General features: G+C 51.0%; 27 protein-coding genes. 19 read left to right on the forward strand and 8 right to left on the reverse strand.

The annotated features are described in order from the left end of the window. Positions 1-113: 113 nt before the first annotated feature. The 3 genes from malX to add all read left to right on the forward strand — a co-directional run bounded on the left by malX (position 114) and on the right by add (position 3,993). Complete coding sequence (gene malX, locus ACJHWK_RS08280) at positions 114-1,706, forward strand: PTS maltose transporter subunit IICB (protein ID WP_170886371.1); 1,593 nt, start codon at positions 114-116, stop codon at positions 1,704-1,706. Between the two features lie 9 nt (positions 1,707-1,715). Next, positions 1,716-2,888: a bifunctional maltose regulon transcriptional repressor/cystathionine beta-lyase MalY gene (malY, locus tag ACJHWK_RS08285; RefSeq protein WP_000459387.1), complete on the forward strand. Its 1,173-nt coding sequence runs from the start codon at positions 1,716-1,718 to the stop codon at positions 2,886-2,888. A 103-nt stretch (positions 2,889-2,991) separates the two neighbouring features. Further along, entirely contained in the window at positions 2,992-3,993 is a 1,002-nt protein-coding gene (gene add, locus ACJHWK_RS08290; protein WP_000567490.1) for an adenosine deaminase, read from the forward strand. Between the two features lie 54 nt (positions 3,994-4,047). Here the strand turns inward: add and ACJHWK_RS08295 are convergent, their stop codons facing one another. Next, positions 4,048-5,088 (reverse strand): oxidoreductase, encoded by a 1,041-nt coding sequence (locus ACJHWK_RS08295; protein WP_001282537.1) that lies wholly within the window; start codon positions 5,086-5,088, stop codon positions 4,048-4,050. 242 nt (positions 5,089-5,330) lie between these two features. Here ACJHWK_RS08295 and blr point away from each other — a divergent pair, with 242 nt between their 5' ends. From blr to gstA, 12 genes are all read left to right on the forward strand, one after another. Then, entirely contained in the window at positions 5,331-5,456 is a 126-nt protein-coding gene (gene blr, locus ACJHWK_RS08300) for a division septum protein Blr (RefSeq protein WP_001296096.1), read from the forward strand. Positions 5,457-5,728: 272 nt separating this feature from the next. Next, positions 5,729-5,944: a transcription modulator YdgT gene (ydgT, locus tag ACJHWK_RS08305; protein ID WP_000217950.1), complete on the forward strand. Its 216-nt coding sequence runs from the start codon at positions 5,729-5,731 to the stop codon at positions 5,942-5,944. 85 nt (positions 5,945-6,029) lie between these two features. Continuing rightward, positions 6,030-6,470, forward strand: a complete 441-nt coding sequence (locus ACJHWK_RS08310) for a DUF2569 domain-containing protein (RefSeq protein ID WP_001306099.1) — start codon at positions 6,030-6,032, stop codon at positions 6,468-6,470. Positions 6,471-6,546: 76 nt separating this feature from the next. Further along, positions 6,547-7,128, forward strand: coding sequence for an electron transport complex subunit RsxA (gene rsxA, locus ACJHWK_RS08315; RefSeq protein WP_000133193.1), 582 nt, complete (start codon positions 6,547-6,549; stop codon positions 7,126-7,128). Next, positions 7,128-7,706, forward strand: a complete 579-nt coding sequence (rsxB, locus tag ACJHWK_RS08320) for an electron transport complex subunit RsxB (protein ID WP_000991809.1) — start codon at positions 7,128-7,130, stop codon at positions 7,704-7,706. The genes rsxA and rsxB overlap by 1 nt, the downstream gene beginning before the upstream one ends. Beyond that, entirely contained in the window at positions 7,699-9,921 is a 2,223-nt protein-coding gene (rsxC, locus tag ACJHWK_RS08325) for an electron transport complex subunit RsxC (protein ID WP_087897037.1), read from the forward strand. Before rsxB ends, rsxC begins: the two co-directional genes overlap by 8 nt. Beyond that, entirely contained in the window at positions 9,922-10,980 is a 1,059-nt protein-coding gene (gene rsxD, locus ACJHWK_RS08330; protein ID WP_020233109.1) for an electron transport complex subunit RsxD, read from the forward strand. 3 nt (positions 10,981-10,983) lie between these two features. Then, a complete protein-coding gene (gene rsxG / locus ACJHWK_RS08335; RefSeq protein ID WP_000920799.1) occupies positions 10,984-11,604 on the forward strand; it encodes an electron transport complex subunit RsxG in 621 nt (206 codons plus the stop codon). A 3-nt stretch (positions 11,605-11,607) separates the two neighbouring features. Continuing rightward, a complete protein-coding gene (gene rsxE / locus ACJHWK_RS08340; protein ID WP_001289657.1) occupies positions 11,608-12,303 on the forward strand; it encodes an electron transport complex subunit RsxE in 696 nt (231 codons plus the stop codon). Next, entirely contained in the window at positions 12,303-12,938 is a 636-nt protein-coding gene (gene nth / locus ACJHWK_RS08345; RefSeq protein WP_001030339.1) for an endonuclease III, read from the forward strand. The genes rsxE and nth overlap by 1 nt, the downstream gene beginning before the upstream one ends. Before the next feature lie 610 nt (positions 12,939-13,548). Then, positions 13,549-15,051: a dipeptide/tripeptide permease DtpA gene (dtpA, locus tag ACJHWK_RS08350; protein ID WP_000100932.1), complete on the forward strand. Its 1,503-nt coding sequence runs from the start codon at positions 13,549-13,551 to the stop codon at positions 15,049-15,051. Between the two features lie 105 nt (positions 15,052-15,156). Continuing rightward, on the forward strand, positions 15,157-15,762 hold the full coding sequence (gene gstA / locus ACJHWK_RS08355) for a glutathione transferase GstA (RefSeq protein ID WP_000765742.1): 606 nt from the start codon (positions 15,157-15,159) through the stop codon (positions 15,760-15,762). 43 nt (positions 15,763-15,805) lie between these two features. Here the strand turns inward: gstA and pdxY are convergent, their stop codons facing one another. From pdxY to anmK, 5 genes are all read right to left on the reverse strand, one after another. Beyond that, positions 15,806-16,666: a pyridoxal kinase PdxY gene (gene pdxY, locus ACJHWK_RS08360; protein ID WP_001302086.1), complete on the reverse strand. Its 861-nt coding sequence runs from the start codon at positions 16,664-16,666 to the stop codon at positions 15,806-15,808. Positions 16,667-16,727: 61 nt separating this feature from the next. Next, positions 16,728-18,002, reverse strand: a complete 1,275-nt coding sequence (gene tyrS, locus ACJHWK_RS08365) for a tyrosine--tRNA ligase (protein WP_001295400.1) — start codon at positions 18,000-18,002, stop codon at positions 16,728-16,730. Positions 18,003-18,130: 128 nt separating this feature from the next. Then, a complete protein-coding gene (pdxH, locus tag ACJHWK_RS08370; protein WP_001282325.1) occupies positions 18,131-18,787 on the reverse strand; it encodes a pyridoxamine 5'-phosphate oxidase in 657 nt (218 codons plus the stop codon). A gap of 58 nt (positions 18,788-18,845) precedes the next feature. Then, positions 18,846-19,175 (reverse strand): C-type lysozyme inhibitor, encoded by a 330-nt coding sequence (mliC, locus tag ACJHWK_RS08375; RefSeq protein ID WP_000061973.1) that lies wholly within the window; start codon positions 19,173-19,175, stop codon positions 18,846-18,848. Positions 19,176-19,272: 97 nt separating this feature from the next. Continuing rightward, positions 19,273-20,382 carry an anhydro-N-acetylmuramic acid kinase gene (anmK, locus tag ACJHWK_RS08380; protein WP_000835077.1) on the reverse strand — a complete coding sequence of 370 codons (1,110 nt, stop codon included), beginning with the start codon at positions 20,380-20,382 and terminating at the stop codon, positions 19,273-19,275. A gap of 273 nt (positions 20,383-20,655) precedes the next feature. Here anmK and slyB point away from each other — a divergent pair, with 273 nt between their 5' ends. After that, on the forward strand, positions 20,656-21,123 hold the full coding sequence (gene slyB / locus ACJHWK_RS08385; protein WP_000597196.1) for an outer membrane lipoprotein SlyB: 468 nt from the start codon (positions 20,656-20,658) through the stop codon (positions 21,121-21,123). Between the two features lie 50 nt (positions 21,124-21,173). Here the strand turns inward: slyB and slyA are convergent, their stop codons facing one another. Then, entirely contained in the window at positions 21,174-21,608 is a 435-nt protein-coding gene (slyA, locus tag ACJHWK_RS08390; RefSeq protein WP_000445640.1) for a transcriptional regulator SlyA, read from the reverse strand. A gap of 200 nt (positions 21,609-21,808) precedes the next feature. On the opposite strand from slyA, the gene ACJHWK_RS08395 reads away from it, so the two are divergent. The 3 genes from ACJHWK_RS08395 to ACJHWK_RS08405 are packed head-to-tail and all read left to right on the forward strand — an operon-like array spanning position 21,809 to position 24,917. After that, entirely contained in the window at positions 21,809-22,045 is a 237-nt protein-coding gene (locus ACJHWK_RS08395; protein WP_000670998.1) for a DUF1656 domain-containing protein, read from the forward strand. Between the two features lie 2 nt (positions 22,046-22,047). After that, positions 22,048-22,905: an HlyD family secretion protein gene (locus ACJHWK_RS08400; protein WP_020233108.1), complete on the forward strand. Its 858-nt coding sequence runs from the start codon at positions 22,048-22,050 to the stop codon at positions 22,903-22,905. Continuing rightward, on the forward strand, positions 22,905-24,917 hold the full coding sequence (locus ACJHWK_RS08405; RefSeq protein ID WP_020233107.1) for an FUSC family protein: 2,013 nt from the start codon (positions 22,905-22,907) through the stop codon (positions 24,915-24,917). Before ACJHWK_RS08400 ends, ACJHWK_RS08405 begins: the two co-directional genes overlap by 1 nt. On the opposite strand, the gene sodC is transcribed toward ACJHWK_RS08405, so the two are convergent. Continuing rightward, on the reverse strand, positions 24,918-25,439 hold the full coding sequence (sodC, locus tag ACJHWK_RS08410; protein ID WP_001296937.1) for a superoxide dismutase [Cu-Zn] SodC: 522 nt from the start codon (positions 25,437-25,439) through the stop codon (positions 24,918-24,920). Positions 25,440-25,470: the final 31 nt, after the last annotated feature.

Raw genomic sequence — 25,470 nt, forward strand, 5'->3', positions numbered from 1 at the left:
ACCCGCTATTATCGTTGCGTAATGTGATTTATGCCTCACTAAAATTTGATAAAACGTTTTATCTTCTCGCGCAATTTACTGAATCCAGATTGTTCTCTACGAGGAGTCGTTTTATGACGGCGAAAACAGCACCGAAAGTCACGCTGTGGGAGTTCTTCCAGCAGTTAGGCAAAACCTTCATGTTACCCGTGGCATTATTGTCGTTCTGCGGCATTATGCTCGGCATTGGTAGTTCTCTTAGCAGCCATGATGTCATAACCCTGATCCCGGTCCTGGGCAACCCCGTGTTGCAGGCTATCTTTACCTGGATGAGTAAGATTGGCTCGTTTGCTTTTAGTTTCCTGCCAGTCATGTTCTGTATCGCCATCCCGCTGGGCCTGGCACGCGAAAACAAAGGCGTAGCGGCATTCGCTGGCTTCGTCGGTTATGCGGTAATGAACCTCGCGGTAAACTTCTGGTTAACCAATAAAGGCATTCTGCCAACCACAGACGCCGCCGTTCTGAAAGCCAATAACATACAGAGCATTCTTGGGATCCAGTCGATCGATACCGGGATCCTCGGTGCGGTGATCGCCGGTATTATCGTCTGGATGCTGCATGAGCGATTCCATAATATCCGCCTGCCGGATGCGCTGGCATTCTTCGGCGGTACGCGCTTCGTACCAATCATCTCCTCGCTGGGGATGGGCCTTGTCGGTCTGGTGATTCCATTAGTCTGGCCGATTTTCGCCATGGGTATTAGCGGCCTGGGCCATATGATCAACAGTGCGGGTGATTTCGGACCGATGCTGTTTGGTACCGGTGAACGTCTGCTGTTGCCGTTTGGTCTGCATCACATTCTGGTGGCATTAATTCGCTTTACCGACGCAGGCGGCACGCAGGAAGTCTGCGGTCAAACCGTCAGCGGCGCACTGACCATCTTCCAGGCGCAATTGAGTTGCCCGACCACTCACGGTTTTTCTGAAAGCGCCACGCGTTTCCTTTCGCAAGGTAAAATGCCTGCGTTTCTCGGCGGTCTGCCAGGTGCAGCGTTAGCTATGTATCACTGCGCGCGCCCGGAAAATCGCCATAAAATTAAAGGTCTGCTGATTTCTGGCCTGATCGCCTGCGTCGTTGGCGGCACGACCGAACCGCTGGAATTCCTGTTCCTGTTCGTAGCGCCAGTTCTGTATGTCATCCACGCGCTGTTAACCGGCCTCGGCTTCACCGTCATGTCTGTGCTCGGCGTCACCATCGGTAATACCGACGGCAATATCATCGACTTCGTGGTGTTCGGTATTTTGCATGGTCTGTCAACCAAGTGGTACATGGTGCCAGTGGTGGCGGCAATCTGGTTTGTCGTTTACTACGTCATCTTCCGTTTCGCTATCACCCGCTTCAATCTGAAAACCCCGGGGCGCGATAGCGAAGTTGCCAGCTCAATCGAAAAAGCCGTTGCCGGTGCGCCGGGTAAATCAGGTTACAACGTTCCAGCAATCCTCGAAGCCCTAGGCGGTGCCGACAATATTGTCAGCCTCGATAACTGCATTACCCGTCTGCGTTTGTCTGTGAAAGATATGTCGCTTGTTAATGTGCAGGCACTGAAGGACAATCGGGCAATTGGCGTAGTACAACTTAATCAACATAACCTGCAGGTTGTTATCGGGCCACAAGTTCAGTCAGTAAAAGATGAAATGGCCGGTCTGATGCATACTGTCCAGGCATAAGGATAAGATATGTTCGATTTTTCAAAGGTCGTGGATCGTCATGGCACATGGTGTACGCAGTGGGATTATGTCGCTGACCGTTTCGGCACTGCTGACCTGTTACCGTTCACGATTTCAGACATGGATTTTGCCACTGCCCCCTGCATTATCGAGGCGCTGAATCAGCGCCTGATGCACGGCGTGTTTGGCTACAGCCGCTGGAAAAACGATGAGTTTCTCGCGGCTATTGCCCACTGGTTTTCCACCCAGCATTACACCGCAATTGATACGCAGTCGGTGGTGTATGGCCCTTCTGTTATCTACATGGTCTCGGAACTGATTCGTCAGTGGTCTGAAAAAGGTGAAGGCGTGGTGATCCACACACCCGCCTATGACGCATTTTACAAGGCCATTGAAGGTAACCAGCGCACAGTAATGCCCGTCGCTTTAGAGAAGCAGGCTGACGGCTGGTTTTGCGATATGGGCAAGCTGGAAGCCGTGTTGGCGAAACCAGAATGTAAAATTATGCTCCTGTGTAGCCCACAGAATCCTACCGGGAAAGTGTGGACGTGCGATGAACTGGAGATCATGGCTGACCTGTGCGAGCGTCATGGTGTGCGGGTTATTTCCGATGAAATCCATATGGATATGGTCTGGGGCGAGCAGCCGCATATTCCCTGGAGTAATGTGGCGCGGGGAGACTGGGCGTTGCTGACGTCGGGATCGAAAAGTTTCAATATTCCCGCGCTGACCGGTGCTTATGGGATTATAGAAAATAGCAGCAGCCGTGATGCCTATTTATCGGCACTGAAAGGACGTGATGGCCTTTCTTCCCCTTCAGTACTGGCGTTAACTGCCCATATCGCCGCCTATCAGCAAGGCGCGCCGTGGCTGGATGCCTTACGCGTCTATCTGAAAGATAACCTGACGTATATCGCAGATAAAATGAACTCCGCGCTCCCTGAACTCAACTGGCAGATCCCGCAATCCACTTATCTGGCCTGGATTGATCTACGTCCGTTGAATATTGACGACAACGCGTTGCAAAAAGCGCTTATCGAGCAAGAGAAGGTCGCGATCATGCCGGGGTATACCTACGGTGAAGAAGGTCGTGGTTTTGTCCGTCTCAATGCCGGGTGCCCGCGTTCGAAACTGGAAAAAGGTGTTGCTGGATTAATTAACGCCATCCGCGCTGTTCGTTAACCCCAATTGCGCAACGTAAAAAATCGTTGCGCAATCGTGGATTTTTACCCTGCTTTGTTTTTATAATGGTGCGCACTTTTATATCCAGAAAAAGAGTGCGACCATGATTGATACCACCCTGCCATTAACTGATATCCATCGCCACCTTGATGGCAACATTCGTCCCCAGACCATTCTTGAACTTGGCCGCCAGTATAATATCTCGCTTCCTGCACAATCCCTGGAAACACTGATTCCCCACGTTCAGGTCATTGCCAACGAACCCGATCTGGTGAGCTTTCTGACCAAACTTGACTGGGGCGTTAAAGTTCTCGCCTCTCTTGATGCCTGTCGCCGCGTGGCATTTGAAAACATTGAAGATGCAGCCCGTCACGGCCTGCACTATGTCGAGCTGCGTTTTTCACCAGGCTACATGGCAATGGCACATCAGCTGCCTGTAGCGGGTGTTGTCGAAGCGGTGATCGATGGCGTACGTGAGGGTTGCCGCACCTTTGGTGTGCAGGCGAAGCTTATCGGCATTATGAGCCGGACCTTCGGGGAAGCCGCCTGTCAGCAAGAGCTGGAGGCCTTTTTAGCCCACCGTGACCAGATTACCGCACTTGATTTAGCCGGTGATGAACTTGGTTTCCCGGGAAGTCTGTTCCTTTCTCACTTCAACCGCGCGCGTGATGCGGGCTGGCATATTACCGTCCATGCAGGCGAAGCTGCCGGGCCGGAAAGCATCTGGCAGGCGATTCGTGAACTGGGTGCGGAGCGTATTGGACATGGCGTAAAAGCCATTGAAGATCGGGCGCTGATGGATTTTCTCGCCGAGCAACAAATTGGTATTGAATCCTGTCTGACCTCCAATATTCAGACCAGCACCGTGGCAGAGCTGGCGGCACATCCGCTGAAAACGTTCCTTGAGCATGGCATTCGTGCCAGCATTAACACTGACGATCCCGGCGTACAGGGAGTGGATATCATTCACGAATATACCGTTGCCGCGCCGGCTGCTGGGTTATCCCGCGAGCAAATCCGCCAGGCGCAGATTAATGGTCTGGAAATGGCTTTCCTCAGCGCAGAGGAAAAACGCGCACTGCGAGAAAAAGTCGCTGCGAAGTAACAAAAATGGATGGTGCAAATTGCACCATCCCCTTTTCACGCAAGGCACAGCGTCTCACGCAAGGCACAGCGTCGCGCGATGTTTGGCGGATTCGATGCCCAGCTCAATCAACTCCATTACCTGGATTGCCTGACTTGCCGGAACCGGATTTTCACCATCGCCATTTAACGCATCACGAATAGCCGCATAGTAAGCCGGATAATTCCCTGGTACTGTCAACAGCGTTTCTTCGACACGTTCCTCACCTTCCACGCGGGTAAGTACGCCATCACGCATATCGTAGCCCCAGTCTTCCTGCGGCAGACGCTCGCCATTTTTCAGACGTTCTTCCTGTGGATCGAGGCCATATTTCACATAACTGCCTCGGGATCCATGCACGATATAACGTGCTGACTCAGCGGCTGCCAGCATGGTGCCGTGTAAAATGACTCGCCGCTGCGGATAGGACAAGATGGCGTGGAAATAATCGGTCGACTGCGCTCCGGGCCGTAACTGTGCCAAATCTACCGTCATGCTAACCGGTAAACCAAATAGCGTAATGGCCTGATCAAGAAGGTGCGGTGCTAAATCGTACCAGATACCGCTGCCAGGGCCGCCCTGTTCACGCCAACGATCGCGCACCTGCGGACGGAAGCGGTCAAAATGAGACTCAAAGTAAGCAACTTCACCCAGTACGCCTTCCGCGAGCAAACCTTTTAGCGTCAGGAAATCGCTATCCCAGCGACGGTTATGGAATACAGACAGCACACGCCCCAGGCTTTTTGCCAGCGCTTCCAGCTCTCGCGCTTGTGACAGTGTCACGGTAAAGGGTTTATCAACGACCACATGTTTACCCGCCTCAAGCGCCGCTTTGGCTAACGGGAAATGGGTATCGTTGGGTGTAGGGATGACAATCAGGTCTATGTTGGGATCGTTAAACAGATGCTTCGGCTCAGAGACAACCGTAACCGTTGGCCAGTCAGCTTTTACTTTTGTTTCATCGCTGCTGGAGATTACCGCCAGTTCCAGCCCGGGCGTGCCCGCAATCAGGGGCGCATGGAAGGTTTTGCTCGCATAACCATACCCAATCAACCCAACACGGATGTTGTCGCTCATGTCATTGCCTCTCATTGAAGTATGATGGCTATTTGACACTATCCTTTACCCTCGCTCAACAGTTTAATAACCTGCCAGCAATAAGGGATGTTGTTTAACTTAAGTCAAAAAAATAGCGAATTTTCCAACGACAAAAGCTAAATATCGCAAAAACCTCAGTAAAAATCTTGCTGGAGCTATTATTGCTAAGTAACATTTACCCCCTGAAGTTAATGGATCAATCAACAGAGATGTGGGCTGTAATGAATCGTCTTATTGAATTAACAGGTTGGATCGTTCTTGTCGTTTCAGTCATTCTTCTTGGCGTGGCGAGTCACATTGACAACTATCAGCCACCTGAACAGAGTACTACGGTACAACACAAGTAAGCTCTGCGCTTGTAGAGCGACATGCTGCCCGTCCGGGTGCATGTTTTCACTTGTCGGATATTAAACCAGGAATTTATTATCTTGTTCGATGTTGTTGGTGATTGTCAGAGATAGTAAAGCGCGTTACTCTTTTCAGAGCAGTTTTTCATCCCTGAATATTTGCCATCAGCGCATTCTTATTATTGTAATAACACAAGCGTTCACTTTTGGTGAAATTTTATCATCACTAATAATACCTACCCCTTTGGTATTAATTATTTTATGGACCTTTTATGACTGTTCAGGACTACTTATTAAAATTTCGCAAAATCAGTTCACTCGAAAGTCTGGAAAAACTCTACGACCATCTTAATTACACCCTGACGGACGATCAGGAACTGATCAATATGTATCGTGCTGCCGATCACCGTCGCGCAGAGCTGGTTTCTGGCGGGCGTTTGTTTGACCTCGGCCAGGTACCGAAGTCCGTCTGGCACTATGTCCAATAAAGAAAGTAGCGATCGGTTATAAAAGCCTTATAATAACGCCCCTAAAATTAGATTTGCCTGTTTGCGTCGCTATTCTGGAGAACCTATGACCACCACAACGCCACAACGTATTGGAGGCTGGTTGCTTGGCCCATTGGCCTGGCTTTTAGTCGCTCTGTTAAGTACGACGCTGGCGTTGTTGCTGTATACCGCTGCGTTATCTTCTCCGCAAACATTTCAAACGCTCGGCGAACAAGCACTGACGACACAAATCTTATGGGGCGTTTCTTTTATTACCGCTATCGCCATGTGGTATTACACACTGTGGTTGACCATCGCTTTCTTTAAACGTCGGCGTTGTGTTCCTAAACACTATATTATCTGGCTGCTTATTTCCGTATTGCTGGCAGTAAAAGCGTTCGCTTTTTCACCCGTGGAAGATGGCATAGCCGTTCGCCAGTTACTGTTTACTTTGTTGGCAACCGCATTGATCGTCCCCTATTTTAAACGCTCGTCGCGGGTGAAAGCGACGTTTGTGAATCCGTAATAACCTTACAGTTAACCTGTTGTCGCCTGCTCTGGATTAACGGATAATAGGCGGCTTTTTTATTTCAGGCCGAAAAATGACTGACTACCTGTTACTGTTTGTCGGAACTGTACTGGTCAATAACTTTGTACTGGTCAAGTTTCTCGGTCTCTGTCCGTTTATGGGAGTTTCCAAAAAGCTGGAAACCGCGATGGGCATGGGGCTGGCAACAACGTTTGTGATGACGCTGGCGTCTATTTGCGCCTGGCTTATCGATACGTGGATTTTGATCCCGCTTAATCTGATTTACCTGCGCACCCTGGCGTTTATTCTGGTGATTGCTGTGGTTGTGCAGTTCACCGAGATGGTGGTGCGCAAAACCAGCCCGGTGCTTTACCGTCTGCTGGGGATTTTTTTGCCGCTTATCACCACCAACTGTGCAGTGCTCGGCGTGGCGTTGCTGAATATCAATCTCGGGCACAATTTCTTGCAGTCGGCGCTGTACGGTTTTTCCGCCGCTGTCGGTTTCTCGCTGGTGATGGTGCTCTTCGCCGCCATCCGCGAACGCCTTGCTGTGGCTGATGTCCCAGCACCTTTTCGCGGTAATGCCATTGCGTTAATTACCGCAGGTCTTATGTCTCTGGCCTTTATGGGCTTTAGTGGTTTGGTGAAGTTGTAATGAATGCTATCTGGATTGCCGTTGCCGCCGTGAGCCTGCTGGGCCTGGCGTTTGGCGCCATTCTGGGTTATGCCTCCCGCCGTTTTGCGGTGGAAGACGATCCGGTCGTTGAGAAAATTGACGAAATCTTACCGCAGAGCCAGTGTGGTCAGTGCGGTTATCCCGGCTGCCGCCCTTACGCGGAAGCCATCAGCTGTAACGGTGAAAAAATCAACCGTTGCGCCCCAGGTGGCGAAGCTGTGATGCTAAAAATTGCTGAGTTGCTTAATGTCGAGCCACAGCCGCTGGATGGCGAAGCGCAAGAGCTAACGCCTGCGCGGATGGTGGCGGTTATTGATGAAAATAACTGTATTGGCTGCACTAAATGTATTCAGGCGTGTCCGGTAGACGCCATCGTTGGCGCTACCCGTGCCATGCATACGGTAATGAGTGATCTCTGTACGGGCTGCAATTTATGTGTTGATCCGTGCCCGACGCACTGCATCTCGTTGCAACCGGTTGCAGAAACACCTGACTCCTGGAAATGGGATCTGAACACCATTCCCGTGCGTATCATTCCCGTGGAACACCATGCTTAAGTTATTCTCTGCATTCAGAAAAAATAAAATCTGGGATTTCAACGGCGGCATCCATCCACCGGAGATGAAAACCCAGTCCAACGGTACGCCCCTGCGCCAGGTACCACTGGCGCAGCGTTTTGTCATCCCACTGAAACAACATATTGGCGCTGAAGGTGAGTTGTGCGTTAGCGTCGGCGATAAAGTACTGCGCGGCCAGCCGCTTACCCGTGGACGCGGCAAAATGCTGCCAGTTCACGCGCCCACCTCGGGTACCGTTACGGCTATTGCGCCCCACTCTACGGCTCATCCTTCAGCTTTAGCTGAATTAAGCGTGATTATTGATGCCGATGGCGAAGACTGCTGGATCCCGCGCGACGGCTGGGATGATTATCGCTCTCGCAGTCGCGAAGAGTTAATCGAGCGCATTCATCAGTTTGGTGTTGCCGGGCTGGGTGGTGCGGGATTCCCGACAGGCGTTAAATTGCAGGGCGGCGGAGATAAGATTGAAACGTTGATTATCAACGCTGCTGAGTGCGAGCCGTACATTACCGCCGATGACCGTTTGATGCAGGATTGCGCGGCTCAGGTCGTAGAGGGTATTCGCATTCTTGCGCATATTCTGCAGCCACGCGAAATTCTTATCGGCATTGAAGATAACAAACCGCAGGCGATTTCCATGCTGCGCGCGGTGCTGGCGGACTCTCACGATATTTCTCTGCGGGTGATTCCAACCAAATATCCTTCTGGCGGTGCTAAACAATTAACCTACATTCTGACCGGGAAGCAGGTTCCACATGGCGGGCGTTCATCCGATATCGGCGTATTAATGCAAAACGTCGGCACTGCTTATGCAGTGAAACGTGCCGTTATTGATGGCGAACCGATTACCGAGCGTGTCGTGACCCTGACTGGCGAAGCAATCGCACGCCCGGGCAACGTCTGGGCACGGCTGGGTACGCCAGTGCGTCATTTATTGAATGATGCCGGATTCTGCCCCTCTGCCGATCAAATGGTGATTATGGGCGGCCCGCTAATGGGCTTTACCTTGCCATGGCTGGATGTCCCGGTCGTAAAGATTACCAACTGTCTGTTGGCTCCCTCTGCCAATGAGCTTGGCGAACCACAGGAAGAACAAAGCTGCATCCGGTGTAGCGCCTGTGCTGACGCCTGCCCTGCGGATCTTTTGCCGCAACAGTTGTACTGGTTCAGCAAAGGTCAGCAACACGATAAAGCTACCACGCATAACATTGCCGACTGCATTGAATGTGGGGCTTGCGCGTGGGTTTGCCCGAGCAATATTCCCCTGGTGCAATATTTCCGTCAGGAAAAAGCTGAAATTGCGGCTATTCATCAGGAAGAAAAGCGCGCCGCAGAAGCCAAAGCGCGTTTCGAAGCGCGCCAGGCTCGTCTGGAGCGCGAAAAAGCGGCTCGCCTTGAACGACATAAGAGCGCAGCCGTTCAACCTGCAGCCAAAGATAAAGATGCGATTGCTGCCGCTCTGGCGCGGGTGAAAGAGAAACAGGCCCAGGCTACACAGCCGATTGTGATTAAAGCGGGCGAACGCCCGGATAACAGTGCAATTATTGCAGCACGAGAAGCCCGTAAAGCGCAAGCCAGAGCGAAACAGGCAGAACTGCAGCAAACTAACGACGCAGCAACCGTTGCTGATCCACGTAAAACCGCAGTTGAAGCCGATATCGCCCGCGCCAAAGCACGCAAGCTGGAGCAGCAACAGGCTAATGCGAAGCCAGAAGAACAGGTTGACCCGCGCAAAGCCGCCGTCGAAGCCGCTATCGCCCGCGCCAAAGCGCGCAAGCTGGAGCAGCAACAGGCTAATGCGGAGCCAGAAGAAAAGGTTGACCCGCGCAAAGCCGCCGTCGAAGCCGCTATTGCCCGCGCCAAAGCACGCAAGCTGGAACAGCAAAAGGCCAATGCGGAACCAGAAGAACAGGTCGATCCGCGCAAAGCCGCCGTCGAAGCCGCTATTGCCCGTGCCAAAGCGCGCAAACTGGAACAGCAACAGGCTAATGCGGAACCAGAAGAACAGGTCGATCCGCGCAAAGCTGCCGTCGAAGCCGCTATTGCCCGTGCCAAAGCGCGCAAACTGGAACAGCAACAGGCTAATGCGGAGCCAGAAGAACAGGTTGATCCGCGCAAAGCGGCAGTTGCCGCGGCTATTGCCCGCGTTCAGGCCAAAAAAGCCGCCCAGCAAAAGGTTGTAAACGAGGACTAAATGGTATTCAGAATAGCTAGCTCCCCTTATACCCATAACCAGCGCCAGACATCGCGCATTATGCTGTTGGTGTTGCTCGCAGCGGTGCCAGGAATCGCAGCGCAACTGTGGTTTTTTGGTTGGGGTACTCTCGTTCAGATCCTGTTGGCGTCGGTCAGTGCTCTGTTAGCCGAAGCTCTCGTACTCAAACTACGCAAGCAGTCGGTAGCCGCAACGTTGAAAGATAACTCAGCATTGCTGACAGGCTTATTGCTGGCGGTAAGTATTCCCCCCCTCGCGCCATGGTGGATGGTCGTGCTAGGTACGGTGTTTGCGGTGATCATCGCTAAACAGTTGTATGGCGGTCTGGGGCAAAACCCGTTTAATCCGGCAATGATTGGTTATGTGGTCTTACTGATCTCCTTCCCGGTGCAGATGACCAGCTGGTTACCGCCACATGAAATTGCGGTCAACATCCCTGGTTTTATCGACGCCATACAGGTTATTTTCAGCGGACATACCACCAGTGGTGGTGATATGAACACGCTACGCTTAGGTATTGATGGCATTAGTCAGGCGACACCGCTGGATACATTTAAAACCTCTGTCCGTGCCGGTCATTCGGTTGAACAGATTATGCAATATCCGATCTACAGCGGTATGCTGGCGGGCGTTGGTTGGCAATGGGTAAATCTCGCCTGGCTGGCTGGCGGCGTGTGGTTGCTATGGCAGAAAGCGATTCGCTGGCATATTCCCCTCAGCTTCTTAGTAACGCTGGCGTTATGCGCAACGTTGGGCTGGTTGTTCTCACCAGAAACACTGGCATCACCCCAAATTCATCTGCTGTCTGGTGCGACTATGCTCGGCGCATTCTTTATTTTGACTGACCCGGTTACCGCTTCTACGACCAATCGTGGTCGTCTTATTTTCGGCGCGCTGGCGGGCTTATTAGTCTGGTTGATCCGCAGTTTCGGCGGCTATCCTGACGGCGTGGCTTTTGCCGTCCTGCTGGCGAACATCACGGTTCCTCTGATCGATTACTACACGCGTCCGCGCGTCTACGGCCATCGCAAAGGGTAAACCATGCTGAAAACTATCCGAAAACACGGCATTACGTTGGCACTATTTGCAGCGGGTTCTACAGGGTTAACTGCGGCCATCAACCAGATGACCAAAACGACGATTGCTGAACAGGCCAGTCTGCAACAAAAAGCGTTATTTGATCAGGTGCTGCCAGCCGAACGCTATAACAATGCGCTGGCACAGAGTTGCTATCTGGTAACTGCGCCAGAGTTAGGTAAAGGTGAGCATCGGGTTTACATCGCCAAACAGGATGACAAACCGGTAGCCGCCGTTCTGGAAACAACCGCGCCAGATGGCTATTCCGGTGCGATTCAGCTGCTGGTGGGAGCCGATTTTAACGGCACGGTACTTGGCACGCGCGTGACAGAGCACCACGAAACGCCAGGGCTTGGCGATAAAATCGAACTGCGCCTTTCTGACTGGATCACCCATTTTGCGGGTAAAAAAATCAGTGGTGCGGATGATGCGCACTGGGCGGTGAAGAAAGATGGTGGTGATTTCGACCAGTTCACCGGCGCGACGATTACTCCGCGCGCGGTGGTTAATGCGGTAAAACGCGCCGGATTGTACGCTCAGACGTTACCGTCACAACTTTCTCAACTTCCTGCCTGTGGAGAATAAAGCGTGAGCGAAATTAAAGACGTTATTGTTCAGGGGTTGTGGAAAAACAACTCTGCGCTGGTCCAGCTGCTCGGCCTCTGTCCGCTATTGGCGGTCACGTCCACTGCCACTAACGCTCTGGGTTTAGGACTTGCGACTACGCTGGTACTGACGCTGACCAACTTGACCATTTCGACGCTGCGTCACTGGACGCCAGCCGAGATCCGCATTCCCATTTACGTGATGATCATCGCCTCGGTGGTCAGCGCTGTACAGATGCTGATCAACGCCTACGCCTTTGGCCTGTATCAATCATTAGGGATTTTTATTCCGCTGATTGTCACTAACTGTATCGTTGTGGGCCGCGCTGAAGCCTTCGCCGCCAAAAAAGGTCCGGCGCTTTCGGCACTGGACGGCTTTTCAATTGGTATGGGCGCAACCTGCGCCATGTTCGTGCTGGGTTCACTACGCGAAATTATCGGCAATGGCACGTTGTTTGACGGTGCAGATGCGCTGTTAGGTAGCTGGGCAAAAGTATTACGCGTGGAAATTTTCCACACCGACTCCCCTTTCCTGCTGGCGATGCTGCCACCAGGTGCATTTATTGGCCTGGGACTGATGCTGGCAGGGAAATACCTGATTGATGAAAGAATGAAAAAGCGCCGTACTGAAGCAGCTGCCGAACGTGCATTGCCAAACGGTGAAACAGGGAATGTCTGATGAACAAAGCAAAACGCCTGGAGATCCTCACTCGCCTGCGTGAGAACAATCCTCATCCCACCACCGAGCTTAATTTCAGTTCGCCTTTTGAATTGCTGATTGCCGTACTGCTTTCCGCTCAGGCGACCGATGTCAGTGTTAATAAGGCGACGGCGAAACTCTACCCGGTGGCTAATACACCTGCAGCGATGCTTGAACTGGGCGTCGAAGGGGTGAAAACCTATATCAAAACCATTGGGCTTTATAACAGCAAAGCAGAAAATATCATCAAAACCTGCCGTATCTTACTGGAACAGCATAATGGCGAGGTTCCGGAAGATCGTGCTGCGCTTGAAGCCCTGCCTGGTGTAGGTCGTAAAACAGCCAACGTCGTATTAAACACTGCATTCGGCTGGCCGACTATTGCTGTCGACACGCACATTTTCCGCGTTTGTAATCGTACTCAATTTGCGCCGGGGAAAAACGTCGAACAGGTAGAAGAAAAGCTACTGAAAGTGGTTCCGGCAGAGTTTAAAGTCGACTGCCACCATTGGTTGATCCTGCACGGGCGTTATACCTGTATTGCCCGCAAGCCTCGCTGTGGCTCTTGTATTATTGAAGATCTTTGTGAATACAAAGAGAAAGTTGACATCTGAAGAAAAGGGGTAACACCGATTACCCCATTGATAACCTTTCTTTATCCTCTTTTAAAACATCTTTTTAACGTCAATGATGCCATTGCTTAGCGTTATCATCAGGTAATCCGTTTGCGGATAACCAAAAATGCAGGTTAATTGTTTTTTTAATAGCGAAATTTTCTATTCATTCGTGATCAAGATCACGATGCTGTGGCAATGTAAAAACATTGCAAGAACTAGGTTAAAATTATTTAAATTTACACACGCAACAAATATTGACCTACAAAACATTACACTGGCTATTTTTCAGAAACTGGACTATCTCACTAGTAAAAACGCTAAATAGCAGAACATATCGCCGTTAAGCCATCATCCCCCTCTCAGGGTAGTGAAAAAATCTGCCGTTACGTTTTTTGAAAAATTTAACGCTGGATAACATTTCCCGGAATGGTTGAATTCCCCGCCTCAGTTATATGTAACAGATTATTACAAAGGACTTGTCTGAAAGTGCAAGATAGTGAACATTACCTGCCGTTTCCCCTCCCACTATAACAATTGCGCGTATGTTTTTTAGGCATAACGCGAGAAAGCACCCCCGTTAATATGGGATGTAAAAAAAGAGGTAAAAGTGTCCACTGCAAACCAAAAACCAACTGAAAGCGTCAGTTTGAACGCTTTCAAACAACCGAAGGCGTTCTATCTCATCTTCTCGATTGAGTTATGGGAACGTTTTGGTTATTACGGCCTACAAGGAATTATGGCTGTTTACCTGGTTAAACAACTGGGTATGTCTGAAGCGGATTCAATCACCCTTTTCTCTTCCTTTAGTGCCCTGGTTTATGGTCTGGTCGCTATCGGCGGCTGGTTAGGTGACAAGGTACTAGGTACTAAACGCGTAATTATGCTTGGCGCTATTGTGCTGGCGATTGGTTATGCTCTGGTTGCCTGGTCTGGTCACGACGCCGGTATCGTTTATATGGGGATGGCGGCTATTGCGGTCGGTAACGGCCTGTTTAAAGCTAACCCGTCTTCTCTGCTTTCTACATGCTATGAGAAAAACGACCCGCGTCTGGACGGTGCATTCACCATGTACTACATGTCCGTCAACATCGGCTCTTTCTTCTCTATGATCGCCACCCCGTGGCTGGCCGCGAAATACGGCTGGAGTGTTGCGTTTGCGTTGAGCGTTGTAGGCCTGCTGATCACTATCGTTAACTTCGCCTTCTGCCAACGCTGGGTTAAACAGTACGGTTCAAAACCAGACTTCGAGCCTATCAACTACCGTAACCTGCTGCTGACCATTATTGGTGTTGTGGCACTGATCGCTATCGCCACCTGGCTGCTGCACAATCAGGAAGTTGCGCGTATGGCGCTGGGCGTTGTTGCCTTCGGTATTGTGGTTATCTTCGGTAAAGAAGCCTTCGCGATGAAAGGTGCTGCTCGTCGTAAAATGATCGTTGCCTTCATCCTGATGCTCGAAGCCATTATCTTCTTCGTGCTGTACAGCCAGATGCCAACGTCACTGAACTTCTTTGCGATTCGTAACGTTGAGCACTCCATTCTGGGTCTGGCCGTAGAACCTGAGCAGTATCAGGCACTGAACCCGTTCTGGATCATCATCGGTAGTCCGATTCTGGCCGCTATCTATAACAAGATGGGCGATACCCTGCCGATGCCAACCAAGTTTGCAATCGGCATGGTGATGTGTTCTGGTGCGTTCCTGATTCTGCCGCTGGGTGCGAAATTCGCGTCTGACGCAGGTATCGTGTCTGTAAGCTGGCTGGTCGCGAGCTATGGCCTGCAGAGTATCGGGGAACTTATGATCTCTGGTCTGGGTCTGGCAATGGTTGCACAACTCGTTCCGCAGCGTCTGATGGGCTTCATTATGGGTAGCTGGTTCCTCACCACTGCCGGTGCAAACCTGATTGGTGGTTATGTTGCGGGTATGATGGCTGTGCCGGATAACGTTACCGATCCACTGATGTCACTGGAAGTCTATGGTCGCGTATTCTTGCAGATTGGTGTCGCTACTGCCGTTATTGCAGTACTGATGCTGCTGACCGCGCCGAAACTGCACCGCATGACGCAGGATGACGCTGCAGACAAAGCGGCGAAAGCTGCTGTAGCGTAAAATTCAGGGAAACTTTTTTACAAGCCGCTAACTTTTCGTTAGCGGCTTTTTTTTTGTTCAGCAACGCACTACCATACTTTAAACCACAGACAAAAGGAGTTACCGATGAAATTGTTCTACAAACCGGGCGCCTGCTCTCTCGCTTCCCATATCACCCTGCGTGAGAGCGGAAAGGATTTTACGCTCGTCAGTGTGGATTTAATGAAAAAACGTCTCGAAAACGGTGACGATTACTTTGCCGTTAACCCTAAGGGACAGGTACCTGCATTGCTGCTGGACGATGGTACTTTGCTGACGGAAGGCGTAGCAATTATGCAGTATCTTGCCGACAGCGTCCCCGACCGCCAGTTGCTGGCACCGGTAAACAGTATTTCCCGCTATAAAACCATCGAATGGCTGAATTACATCGCCACCGAGCTGCATAAAGGCTTCACACCTCTGTTTCGCCCTGATACACCGGAAGAGTACAAACCAACAGTTCGCGCGCAGCTGGAGAAGAAGCTGCAATATGTGAACGATGCTCTGAAGGATGAGCACTGGATCTGCGGGCAACGATTTACAATTGCTGATGCCTATCTGTTTACGGTTCTGCGCTGGGCATACGCGGTGAAACTGAATCTGGAAGGGTTAGAGCACATTGCGGCATTTATGCAACGTATGGCTGAACGTCCGGAAGTACAAGACGCGCTGTCAGCGGAAGGCTTAAAGTAATAGCCATCGGCCCACAGGTCGTTGTGGGCCGAAATGAGATATTTCAGAGCTTTGTTGCGCTGAAATAATGTTCTGGTTTGGCAATACGATCCTGAGCAGCAACCACTTGCAGCTCATATTCCTGCATTGCTTTGGTGGTCACCATGATTTCGTATACTGCAGCGGTCACATGTTCCAGGGCCTCCTGCAGCGTTGCCCCCTGAAGCAGTTTCACCAGCAGTAAACCGCTCGTCACATCACCAACACCTACCGGCTGGCGCATACCAAAATCCACCAGCGGACGGCTGATATGCCAGGCTTCATCGGCGGTAACCAGCAGCATTTCAAAACGGTCACGGCTGTAGCCAGCCCGCGCCAGGTGTTTAACCAACACAATTTGTGGCCCTTGCGCAATGAGTTCACGCGCTGCCAGAACCGCTTCTTCGACGTTATTTACCGGATGCTCACAGAGTATCTCCAGCTCAACCAGATTCGGCGCAATGATATCGCTGGCAGGCAAACCGTGACGCACATGAAACTCTGCGACACCCGGTGCAACGATACAGCCTTTTTCCGGATGACCCATTACCGGATCGCAAAAATATTTCGCCTGCGGATTCGCTGCTTTCACCTGACGAACGATACCGAGGATATGTTCACCCTGCTCCGCCGATCCCAGATAGCCACTTAATACGGCATCACAGGTGTGTAATTTATCAATGGCGGCAATGCCTTGCACAATTTCGGTTAAATGGCTGGGCGGCATCACGCAGCCAGTCCATTTGCCGTATTGGGTGTGATTAGAAAATTGAACGGTGTTCAGCGGCCAGACGTTCGCGCCCAGGCGGCGCATCGGAAACTCTGCCGCACTGTTACCCGCATGACCATAAACAACGTGAGACTGGATAGCGAGAATATTTTTCATCATGTTCCCTGTATAAAAACCAGGGGGAGTGATTTCTCACTCCCCCTTTCCACTTAATGCATTATTTCCAGCAAATCAGACAGTAATTCTTTTTGCCGCGACGCAGTAAGGTAAAACGACCAAACAGACGATCTTCTTCTTTAAAGAAGTATTCAGGATCGGACTGTTTTTCACCGTTAATGGTGATGGCATTGGAGGCGATAGTTTTACGCGCCTGACCACGAGAAGGTTGCAGTTCAGAATCGACCAGCGCCTGCATCAGGTCTGCGCCTTTTTCCATCTCAACCATCGGTACGCCGTCCTGCGCCAGCTGTTCGAAGTCCGCTTCACTCAGCGCACTCAAAGAACCGCTGAACAGGCATTCGGTAATACGTTTTGCCGCCTGTAAACCTTCTTCACCGTGAACCAGACGAGTCACCTGCTCCGCCAGTACATACTGGGCGCGCGGTGCTTTACCGCTGTTTTTATCTTCTTCTTCCAGGGCGTTGATCTCTTCAATGCTCATAAAGGTGAAGAACTTCAGGAAGCGGTAAACGTCGGCATCCGCAGTGTTGATCCAGAACTGGTAGAATTTGTACGGGCTGGTTTTCTTCGGATCCAACCAGACTGCGCCGCCTTCAGTTTTACCAAATTTGGTGCCGTCTGCTTTGGTGATCAGCGGAACGGTCAGGCCAAACACCTGATTCTGATGCAGACGACGGGTCAGGTCGATACCAGAAGTGATGTTACCCCACTGGTCAGAACCACCAATTTGCAGCACCACACCGTACTGTTTGTTCAGACAGGCGAAGTCATAACCCTGCAACAGGTTGTAGGAAAACTCAGTGAACGAAATCCCCTGATCTTCACGGTTGAGACGCTGCTTAACCGCTTCTTTGTTGATCATCTGGTTAACGGAGAAGTGTTTGCCAATATCGCGCAGGAAGGTCAGCACATTCATATTGCCGAACCAGTCATAGTTGTTCGCCGCGATAGCAGAGTTTTCTCCACAGTCGAAATCGAGGAACGGGGCAACCTGCTTGCGGATTTTGTCCACCCATTCCTGAACAGTTTCTTCGGTGTTCAGCTTACGCTCAGCAGCTTTGAAGCTCGGGTCGCCAATCAGACCCGTCGCGCCGCCTACCAGCGCAACCGGCTTGTGGCCCGCCTGCTGGAAGCGTTTCAGGCATAACAATGGAACAAGATGCCCCAAATGCAAGCTGTCAGCGGTAGGATCGAAGCCGCAATAGAGCGCGATCGGGCCTTGCGCCAGTCGCTCTGCTAACGCTTCCTCGTCCGTCACCTGGGCTACCAGCCCCCGCTCTTGCAATTGTTTAATCAAGTTACTGCTTGCCATCAAAATCTCCATGTATATAACGACTGCACCTTTGCCGGTACACGACTTTTCGCCAGATGCGAAAGAGACATAGAATAAAGTGCCAGAATCAGGAGTACCAGCGATTAAAGCAAGATTTTTGCATCTTTTCAGGGGGCAAGACGATCAATCTTCCACGCATCATTTTCACGCTGGTACAAAAAGCGGTCATGCAGGCGATGCTCACCGCCCTGCCAGAACTCAATCTGTTCAAGGCTGACGCGAAAACCGCCCCAAAAACTCGGCAATGGCACTTCGCCCTGTTGAAACTTCTGCTTCAGCTCCAGGAATTTACTTTCAAGGATACCGCGGGCAGAAATGCGACTGGACTGCTTCGAAACCCATGCACCAATCTGGCTATCACGGGGGCGACTATGAAAATATTTCATCACTTCGAGAGTCGAAAGTCGTTCCGCTTTACCGATCACCATCACCTGGCGCTCAAGGGTATGCCACGGGAACAGCAGGCTAACGCGCGGATTATTTTCGATTTGATGTGCTTTACGGCTGCCGAGGTTGGTGTAAAACACCATGCCTTTTTCGTCGTAATGTTTGAGTAAAACGATGCGCTGATAAGGCTGACCATGTTCATCCACGGTAGCGACCACCATCGCGGTAGGGTCCGCCAGTTTGGCGTCACAAGCCTGAGAGAGCCAGCGTTCAAAAAGGGTTAATGGCTCGGCAGGAAGATCGCGGCGGCGCAACCCGCCTTTGGTGTATTCACGGCGCAGATGCGCGATTTGCTGCAATTCGTCGTTATCAGACATGGTTTTCTTTACGGATTGTCAGTGGGTGACGCTATTGTGCGCCGCCCCTGGAAAAATCTCAACGCTGTGGATTTTGTAACTGACAGTTATTCAAGACGATGCGGTCGCGTTTATAGACAGTCGCTTCATCGCCTTTCGACCAGAAAACATAGATTCCGTCAGTGTAACGCGCGCCAGAGGCTGAAATGCCCTGTTTGAGATGCAGTAGTTGATTATCGTATACAAAACTGACCTCCTGGCGCGGATTATTCAGTTTGACCGTCAACGGTTTTTCATCACACTGGTATTCCAGCGTATCGGTTTGCATGCGCTCAACCAGCTGATTGAACGCGCTACAGCCGGTGAGAAGCACCGGCAAACAGATCAGTAACAGTTTTTTCATAGACATATCCCGAAGACTTTCCTGGTCTGGAGGGCAATACGCCCTCCCTAACGTTCCAAGTGTAACGGCAGACGCGGTAAGAAAAATTCAGTTAACTCTGATATCACGGGTTAGCGGGGAAAATAGCCCCCAGTACCGTCTCCTGGCTTGCGCCAGTGACGGAAGGCAGATTTCCTGGTAATCCCGCCAGCGTACGCCAGGCAAGCCAGGCGAAAGCCAATGCTTCCATGTCATCGCCACTAATGCCAACGGCATCGGTGGTGGTGACTTCTGTGCCTGGCAGTAATGCCGCCAGACGCGCCATGAGTAGCGGATTACGACTTCCTCCACCACATACCATCAATCGTTCACAGCCACCGCTCAACAAAACTTGTTCAGAAATGGTCACGGCGGTGAGTTCTGCCAGTGTGGCCTGCACATCACGGGGATCAACACCCGGAAAATGGCGCAAATGGCGCTCCAGCCAGCCGTAGTTAAAGTATTCGCGTCCGGTACTTTTCGGTGCAGGTTGCGAGAAATATGGGTCGCTGAGCATATTTTGCAACAGTGGGAGAATAACTTTACCCGCCCGTGCCCACTCGGCATCTTTATCGTAAGGTTTACCTGCCTGACGCCAGATCCAGGCATCCATCAGCATGTTACCAGGGCCGGTATCGTAGCCCCCTACCGGCTGCCCAGGAATGAGCAGTGACAGATTGGCGATGCCGCCAATATTGAGCACCATTCGTCGCTCGGTTGGGTGAGCCAGCAGCGCATGATGGAACGCAGGTACCAGCGGTGCGCCTTGTCCTCCCAAGGCAATATCGCGACGGCGAAAATCACCGACAACCGTAATTCCGGTGCGTGCCACAATTTGATTGTTATCGCCAATCTGTAAAGTGTGTGGTGCCACGCCCGTCGGTTCATGCCAGACGGTTTGACCGTGACAGCCGATCGCAACGATATCTCTCGCCTGCAGGTTTTGTTCCTTAAGCAAGGCATTGACCGCATCAGCAAAAAGTCGCCCGAGTTGAGTATCAAGCTGTCCAAACTGCGAAAGTGTAAGCTGCTGGCCCTGGCAAATATCCAGTACAGCCTGTTTCAGAGACACCGGGATCGGCCAGCTCAAACTTGCCAGCTGTGCGACCCGGTGTTCATCAATTGTCGCCAACACAACATCAACACCATCAAGGCTGGTGCCAGACATAACGCCAATAAAGCGGCCCGATTTCATAGTTCATCCTTTTTCAATCTGACGTTTGCGCACCACTCAAACATAAACTTTTCGTGAATACTATGCGGAATGACCGATTTTTACCGTTGGTAGTAAAACATTACCTTCAAATCAATAATCATCATGAATGTTTTGTTTATAATTGGTTGATCCTACTTTCATTATGATTTGCTCATATTTGGTAGAACATGTAACCATGGATTCACATATGCCATATACTTTGACCATGAGGGATGCTTGCGTGGCGTTTCATGGTGAACAGGAGATTTTTCAATGATTAAACGCGTATTGGTTGTTTCAATGGTAGGTCTGTCTCTTGTCGGTTGTGTTAATAACGACACCCTGTCAGGGGATGTTTATACCGCTTCTGAAGCGAAACAAGTACAGAATGTCAGCTATGGCACCATCGTTAACGTACGTCCGGTACAGATTCAGGGCGGTGATGATTCCAACGTTATCGGTGCAATTGGCGGTGCTGTTCTTGGTGGTTTCCTGGGGAATACTGTTGGTGGCGGAACCGGGCGTTCTCTGGCTACTGCAGCAGGCGCTGTTGCAGGTGGCGTAGCCGGTCAGGGCGTACAGAGTGCAATGAACAAAACGCAGGGTGTCGAGCTGGAAATTCGTAAAGACGATGGTAATACCATCATGGTGGTACAGAAACAAGGCAACACTCGTTTCTCTCCGGGCCAACGTGTCGTACTGGCCAGCAATGGCAGTCAGGTGACCGTTTCCCCGCGCTAAATAAGTAAGTTTGCGTGTGGTCAGGTTACTGACCACACGCCCCCTTCATTTCACCCTTTGGCCTGTAACTCAATGATATTATGCTCAAGTTTTGCGATGAGCTTAATCAGTTGTTCCAGTTCCTCTGCGGAGATGCCATGTAAAATTTCCGCGCGGGTTTTGTTAATAACAGCTTCCATTTCGCTGATCAGCGGCTCTGCCTTTTCCGTCAGTTTAATACGTTTAGCCCGACGATCGCTGGCACAAGTTTGACGCGAAATTAACCCTTTTTCTTCCAGTTGGTCCAGAGTACGGACCAGTGATGGCTGCTCGATGCCAATCGCTTTTGCCAGTTGAATTTGCGACTGGTCTGGAGGTAACTGATGGATATTGTGTAACGTAACCCAATGGGTTTGTGTTAACTCCAGCGGTTTCAGGCGATGGTCTATCAGAGCACGCCATATGCGCACCAACCGTGCCAGATCAGAACCTAGTGGCGATTCCAATTTCATCTCCTTATAATTAGCTTGCTAAGATATTATGCGGCTTTTAGAATAGTGTGCAGCAATTGTATTGCTAAAACAAATGTATTGCTGCATTTGGTTACCGTCAGACATATTTTTCAGAAATTGCGCGTAAATTTTTCGCACTTAAAGAATATTTATTAATCTAACGCAATATATTCGGTCGTAAAGGAATCTACTTTGTGAAGTTTATGCTCAATGCAACAGGATTGCCCTTACAAGATCTGGTGTTCGGTGCGTCCGTCTACTTTCCTCCGTTTTTCAAAGCCTTCGCGTTTGGATTCGTCATCTGGCTTGTCGTACACCGCCTGCTTCGTGGCTGGATCTACGCCGGTGACATCTGGCATCCCTTGTTAATGGATTTATCGCTGTTTGCGATTTGCGTTTGCCTTGCCCTGGCAATACTGATTGCGTGGTAACTATGTCAATTAAAACAATTAAGTATTTCTCAACAATCATTGTAGCGGTAGTTGCGGTTCTTGCCGGATGGTGGCTGTGGAATTATTACATGCAATCTCCGTGGACACGCGACGGGAAAATACGCGCTGAACAGGTTTCTATCACCCCTCAGGTGTCGGGACGTATTGTTGAGCTGAATATAAAAGACAACCAACTGGTTAACGCGGGGGATCTTCTGCTCACGATCGATAAAACGCCCTTTCAGATCGCCGAGCTGAACGCACAGGCTCAGCTGACGAAAGCGCAATCTGACCTCGCAAAAGCCAATAACGAAGCGAATCGTCGTCGTCATCTCTCACAAAATTTTATTTCTGCCGAAGAACTCGATACCGCTAACCTCAATGTTAAAGCGATGCAGGCCAGTGTTGATGCCGCACAGGCGACGCTGAAACAGGCACAATGGCAACTGGCGCAAACGAAAATTCGCGCCCCGGTGAGTGGATGGGTGACTAACCTCACTACCCGCATCGGCGATTACGCTGACACCGGGAAACCGCTGTTTGCTCTTGTCGATAGCCACTCGTTTTACGTCATTGGTTATTTTGAAGAAACCAAGTTGCGCCATATCCGCGAAGGTGCACCAGCACAAATAACCCTCTATAGGGATAACAAAACGTTACAGGGTCACGTTTCCAGTATCGGTCGGGCTATTTATGATCAGAGCGTTGAAAGTGACTCAAGCCTTATTCCGGATGTGAAACCTAACGTCCCCTGGGTTCGCCTCGCCCAACGCGTTCCCGTCCGCTTTGCGCTGGATAAAGTCCCAGGCGATGTCACGCTGGTGTCGGGCACCACCTGTAGCATTGCCGTAGGTCAATAATGAACGCATCGTCATGGTCCTTGCGCAATTTGCCCTGGTTCAGGGCCACGCTGGCGCAATGGCGTTATGCGTTACGCAATACCATTGCCATGTGTCTGGCGCTGACGGTTGCCTATTATTTAAATCTGGATGAACCCTATTGGGCGATGACCTCGGCTGCCGTGGTTAGCTTTCCCACCGTTGGCGGTGTCATCAGCAAAAGCCTCGGACGCATCGCTGGCAGTTTGCTCGGAGCCATTGCGGCACTGCTTCTTGCCGGACATACGCTCAATGAGCCGTGGTTTTTTCTTTTGAGCATGGCGGCGTGGCTTGGCTTTTGTACCTGGGCCTGTGCGCACTTCACGAATAATGTCGCGTATGCATTTCAACTGGCGGGCTACACGGCTGCCATCATCGCCTTTCCGATGGTTAATATTACTGAGGCCAGCCAGCTGTGGGATATCGCTCAGGCGCGCGTTTGCGAGGTGATTGTCGGTATTTTGTGCGGCGGCATGATGATGATGATCCTGCCGAGCAGTTCCGATGCTACTGCCCTTTTAACCGCATTGAAAAACATGCACGCCCGATTACTGGAACATGCCAGTTTACTCTGGCAGCCAGAAACAACCGATGCCATTCGTGCAGCACATGAGGGGGTGATTGGGCAGATACTGACCATGAATTTGCTGCGTATCCAGGCTTTCTGGAGCCACTATCGTTTTCGCCAGCAAAACGCGCGCCTTAATGCGCTACTCCACCAGCAATTACGTATGACCAGTGTCATCTCCAGCCTGCGACGTATGTTGCTCAACTGGCCCTCACCGCCATGTGCCACACGAGAAATTCTCGAACAGTTGCTAACGGCGCTCGCCAGTTCGCAAACAGATATTTACACCGTCGCACGTATTATCGCCCCACTACGCCCGACCAACGTCGCCGACTATCGGCACGTCGCCTTCTGGCAGCGACTACGTTATTTTTGCCGCCTATATCTGCAAAGTAGTCAGGAATTACATCGTCTGCAAAGCGGTGTAGATGATCATGCCAGACTCCCATGGACATCCGGCCTGGCTCGTCATACCGATAACGCCGAAGCTATGTGGAGCGGACTGCGTACATTTTGTACGTTGATGATGATTGGCACATGGAGTATTGCTTCGCAATGGGATGCCGGTGCCAATGCATTAACGCTGGCAGCAATTAGCTGCGTACTCTACTCCGCCGTCGCAGCACCGTTTAAGTCGTTGTCACTGCTGATGCGTACGCTGGTGTTACTTTCGCTATTCAGCTTTGTGGTCAAATTTGGCCTGATGGTCCAGATTAGCGATCTGTGGCAATTTTTACTGTTTCTCTTTCCACTGCTGGCGACAATGCAGCTTCTTAAATTGCAGATGCCCAAATTTGCCGCACTGTGGGGGCAACTGATTGTTTTTATGGGTTCGTTTATCGCTGTCACTAATCCCCCGGTGTATGATTTTGCTGATTTTCTTAACGATAATCTGGCAAAAATCGTTGGCGTTGCGCTGGCGTGGTTAGCGTTCGCCATTTTGCGTCCAGGATCGGATGCTCGTAAAAGCCGTCGCCATATACGCGCGCTGCGCCGGGATTTTGTCGATCAACTAAGCCGCCATCCAACACTGAGTGAAAGCGAATTTGAATCGCTCACTTATCATCACGTCAGTCAGTTGAGTAACAGCCAGGATGCGCTGGCTCGCCGTTGGTTATTACGCTGGGGTGTAGTGCTGCTGAACTGTTCTCATGTTGTCTGGCAATTGCGCGACTGGGAATCGCGTTCCGATCCGTTATCACGAGTACGGGATAACTGTATTTCACTGTTGCGGGGAGTGATGAGTGAGCGTGGCGTTCAGCAAAAATCACTGGCGGCCACACTTGAAGAATTACAGCGGATTTGCGACAGCCTTGCCCGTCATCATCAACCTGCCGCCCGTGAGCTGGCGGCAATTGTCTGGCGGCTGTACTGCTCGCTTTCGCAACTTGAGCAAGCACCGCCGCAAGGTACGCTGGCCTCTTAATTACTTAATTACACCACAGGCATAGCGTTCACCGCCACCACCCAGCGGTTTAGGTTGATCGGACATATTATCGCCGCCAACGTGGACCATCAGTGCTTTGTCTTTGATTTCATCCAGTGATTTCAGACGAGGCGCGATGACGGCATCGGTGGCTTTGCCGTCATTATTGACGACCAGTGCAGGCAGATCGCCTAAATGCCCGGCACCTTCTGGCCCTTCATGTTTACCGGTATTTTGTGGATCAAGATGCCCACCTGCGGATTCCGCGGCGCTGGCTTTGCCATCTTTGGTGGCTGGCTGGCAGCTTCCTTTTGCATGAATATGGAAGCCATGTTCACCGGGAGGTAATGCTTTCAGATCGGGCGAAAATTCCAGACCTTTATCGGTTTCAGTAATGGTAACGCTACCAATTGACTGCCCAACCCCTTGCGACGTGACGAGGTTCATCTCGACTTTTTCACTGGCAGCTTGTGCGCCGGTCGCAACAACCAGCGCCAGAATGGCCAGACTAAAACGTTTCATAGGACCTCCGTTCATTGTGCATTCCTGAATA

The organism is Escherichia sp. WS547 (genome assembly GCF_046486065.1).
Taxonomy (GTDB): domain Bacteria; phylum Pseudomonadota; class Gammaproteobacteria; order Enterobacterales; family Enterobacteriaceae; genus Escherichia; species Escherichia coli.

Excerpts from the sequence above, each read along its gene's own strand:
- malX (WP_170886371.1), top strand. The coding sequence starts at position 114 with ATGACGGCGAAAACAGCACCGAAAGTCACGCTGTGGGAGTTCTTCCAG.
- malY (WP_000459387.1), top strand. The coding sequence starts at position 1,716 with ATGTTCGATTTTTCAAAGGTCGTGGATCGTCATGGCACATGGTGTACG.
- add (WP_000567490.1), top strand. The coding sequence starts at position 2,992 with ATGATTGATACCACCCTGCCATTAACTGATATCCATCGCCACCTTGAT.
- ACJHWK_RS08295 (WP_001282537.1), bottom strand. The coding sequence starts at position 5,088 with ATGAGCGACAACATCCGTGTTGGGTTGATTGGGTATGGTTATGCGAGC.
- blr (WP_001296096.1), top strand. The coding sequence starts at position 5,331 with ATGAATCGTCTTATTGAATTAACAGGTTGGATCGTTCTTGTCGTTTCA.
- ydgT (WP_000217950.1), top strand. The coding sequence starts at position 5,729 with ATGACTGTTCAGGACTACTTATTAAAATTTCGCAAAATCAGTTCACTC.
- ACJHWK_RS08310 (WP_001306099.1), top strand. The coding sequence starts at position 6,030 with ATGACCACCACAACGCCACAACGTATTGGAGGCTGGTTGCTTGGCCCA.
- rsxA (WP_000133193.1), top strand. The coding sequence starts at position 6,547 with ATGACTGACTACCTGTTACTGTTTGTCGGAACTGTACTGGTCAATAAC.
- rsxB (WP_000991809.1), top strand. The coding sequence starts at position 7,128 with ATGAATGCTATCTGGATTGCCGTTGCCGCCGTGAGCCTGCTGGGCCTG.
- rsxC (WP_087897037.1), top strand. The coding sequence starts at position 7,699 with ATGCTTAAGTTATTCTCTGCATTCAGAAAAAATAAAATCTGGGATTTC.
- rsxD (WP_020233109.1), top strand. The coding sequence starts at position 9,922 with ATGGTATTCAGAATAGCTAGCTCCCCTTATACCCATAACCAGCGCCAG.
- rsxG (WP_000920799.1), top strand. The coding sequence starts at position 10,984 with ATGCTGAAAACTATCCGAAAACACGGCATTACGTTGGCACTATTTGCA.
- nth (WP_001030339.1), top strand. The coding sequence starts at position 12,303 with ATGAACAAAGCAAAACGCCTGGAGATCCTCACTCGCCTGCGTGAGAAC.
- gstA (WP_000765742.1), top strand. The coding sequence starts at position 15,157 with ATGAAATTGTTCTACAAACCGGGCGCCTGCTCTCTCGCTTCCCATATC.
- pdxY (WP_001302086.1), bottom strand. The coding sequence starts at position 16,666 with ATGAAAAATATTCTCGCTATCCAGTCTCACGTTGTTTATGGTCATGCG.
- tyrS (WP_001295400.1), bottom strand. The coding sequence starts at position 18,002 with ATGGCAAGCAGTAACTTGATTAAACAATTGCAAGAGCGGGGGCTGGTA.
- pdxH (WP_001282325.1), bottom strand. The coding sequence starts at position 18,787 with ATGTCTGATAACGACGAATTGCAGCAAATCGCGCATCTGCGCCGTGAA.
- mliC (WP_000061973.1), bottom strand. The coding sequence starts at position 19,175 with ATGTCTATGAAAAAACTGTTACTGATCTGTTTGCCGGTGCTTCTCACC.
- anmK (WP_000835077.1), bottom strand. The coding sequence starts at position 20,382 with ATGAAATCGGGCCGCTTTATTGGCGTTATGTCTGGCACCAGCCTTGAT.
- slyB (WP_000597196.1), top strand. The coding sequence starts at position 20,656 with ATGATTAAACGCGTATTGGTTGTTTCAATGGTAGGTCTGTCTCTTGTC.
- ACJHWK_RS08400 (WP_020233108.1), top strand. The coding sequence starts at position 22,048 with ATGTCAATTAAAACAATTAAGTATTTCTCAACAATCATTGTAGCGGTA.
- ACJHWK_RS08405 (WP_020233107.1), top strand. The coding sequence starts at position 22,905 with ATGAACGCATCGTCATGGTCCTTGCGCAATTTGCCCTGGTTCAGGGCC.
- sodC (WP_001296937.1), bottom strand. The coding sequence starts at position 25,439 with ATGAAACGTTTTAGTCTGGCCATTCTGGCGCTGGTTGTTGCGACCGGC.